The organism is Pseudomonas sp. PS02302, assembly GCF_029959585.1.
Lineage (GTDB): Bacteria > Pseudomonadota > Gammaproteobacteria > Pseudomonadales > Pseudomonadaceae > Chryseomonas > Chryseomonas aestiva.
Genome location: NZ_JASCON010000158.1, coordinates 1 through 2407, shown reverse-complemented (window position 1 = coordinate 2407; position 2407 = coordinate 1). Strand labels below are relative to the sequence as shown.

Below are 2407 nucleotides of genomic sequence, written 5' to 3'. Positions count from 1 at the left end.
GTTTTCGGCGTCGTCTTCCTCACGCTCTGACCGCGGTCAGATTGTTTGGGTGTTATATGGTCAAGCCTCACGGGCAATTAGTATCGGTTAGCTCAACGCCTCACAGCGCTTACACACCCGACCTATCAACGTCGTAGTCTTCGACGGCCCTTCAGGAAGCTCAAGGCTCCAGTGAGATCTCATCTTGAGGCAAGTTTCCCGCTTAGATGCTTTCAGCGGTTATCTCTTCCGAACGTAGCTACCCGGCAATGCCACTGGCGTGACAACCGGAACACCAGAGGTTCGTCCACTCCGGTCCTCTCGTACTAGGAGCAGCCCCTCTCAAATCTCAAACGTCCACGGCAGATAGGGACCGAACTGTCTCACGACGTTCTAAACCCAGCTCGCGTACCACTTTAAATGGCGAACAGCCATACCCTTGGGACCGGCTTCAGCCCCAGGATGTGATGAGCCGACATCGAGGTGCCAAACACCGCCGTCGATATGAACTCTTGGGCGGTATCAGCCTGTTATCCCCGGAGTACCTTTTATCCGTTGAGCGATGGCCCTTCCATACAGAACCACCGGATCACTAAGACCTACTTTCGTACCTGCTCGACGTGTCTGTCTCGCAGTCAAGCGCGCTTTTGCCTTTATACTCTACGACCGATTTCCGACCGGTCTGAGCGCACCTTCGTACTCCTCCGTTACTCTTTAGGAGGAGACCGCCCCAGTCAAACTGCCCACCATACACTGTCCTCGATCCGGATAACGGACCAGAGTTAGAACCTCAAGATTGCCAGGGTGGTATTTCAAGGATGGCTCCACGCAGACTGGCGTCCACGCTTCAAAGCCTCCCACCTATCCTACACAAGCAAGCTCAAAGTCCAGTGCAAAGCTACAGTAAAGGTTCACGGGGTCTTTCCGTCTAGCCGCGGATACACTGCATCTTCACAGCGATTTCAATTTCACTGAGTCTCGGGTGGAGACAGCGCCGCCATCGTTACGCCATTCGTGCAGGTCGGAACTTACCCGACAAGGAATTTCGCTACCTTAGGACCGTTATAGTTACGGCCGCCGTTTACCGGGGCTTCGATCAAGAGCTTCGCTTGCGCTAACCCCATCAATTAACCTTCCGGCACCGGGCAGGCGTCACACCCTATACGTCCACTTTCGTGTTTGCAGAGTGCTGTGTTTTTAATAAACAGTCGCAGCGGCCTGGTATCTTCGACCGGCATGAGCTTACGGGGTAAACCCTTCACCCTCACCGGCGCACCTTCTCCCGAAGTTACGGTGCCATTTTGCCTAGTTCCTTCACCCGAGTTCTCTCAAGCGCCTTGGTATTCTCTACCCGACCACCTGTGTCGGTTTGGGGTACGGTTCCTAGTTACCTGAAGCTTAGAGGCTTTTCCTGGAAGCATGGCATCAACCACTTCTCCTTCTAAAAGAAGGATCGTCATCAGCTCTCGGCCTTAACTGTCCGGATTTACCTAAACAGTCAGCCTACCACCTTAAACTTGGACAACCAACGCCAAGCTGGCCTAGCCTTCTCCGTCCCCCCATCGCAGTAACTAGAAGTACGGGAATATTAACCCGTTTCCCATCGACTACGCCTTTCAGCCTCGCCTTAGGGACCGACTCACCCTGCGTCGATTAACGTTGCGCAGGAACCCTTGGTCTTTCGGCGTGCGAGTTTTTCACTCGCATTGTCGTTACTCATGTCAGCATTCGCACTTCTGATACCTCCAGCAAGCTTCTCAACTCACCTTCACAGGCTTACAGAACGCTCCTCTACCGCATCACCAAAGGTGATACCCGTAGCTTCGGTGCCTGGTTTGAGCCCCGTTACATCTTCCGCGCAGGCCGACTCGACTAGTGAGCTATTACGCTTTCTTTAAAGGGTGGCTGCTTCTAAGCCAACCTCCTAGCTGTCTAAGCCTTCCCACATCGTTTACCACTTAACCAGGACTTTGGGACCTTAGCTGACGGTCTGGGTTGTTTCCCTTTTCACGACGGACGTTAGCACCCGCCGTGTGTCTCCCATGCTCGGCACTTCTGGGTATTCGGAGTTTGCATCGGTTTGGTAAGTCGGGATGACCCCCTAGCCGAAACAGTGCTCTACCCCCCAGAGTGATACATGAGGCGCTACCTAAATAGCTTTCGAGGAGAACCAGCTATCTCCGAGCTTGATTAGCCTTTCACTCCGATCCACAAGTCATCCCCTGCCTTTTCAACGGAAGTGGGTTCGGTCCTCCAGTCAGTGTTACCTAACCTTCAACCTGCTCATGGATAGATCGCCCGGTTTCGGGTCTATTCCCAGCGACTAAACGCCCTATTAAGACTCGCTTTCGCTACGCCTCCCCTATTCGGTTAAGCTCGCCACTGAAAATAAGTCGCTGACCCATTATACAAAAGGTACGCAGTCACC

The 2407-nt window shown here is 53.3% G+C and carries 1 rRNA gene; it reads right to left on the bottom strand.

The annotated features are described in order from the left end of the window. Positions 1 to 56: 56 nt before the first annotated feature. Positions 57 to 2407 (bottom strand): 23S ribosomal RNA (locus QMX82_RS25565); the annotation flags it as partial.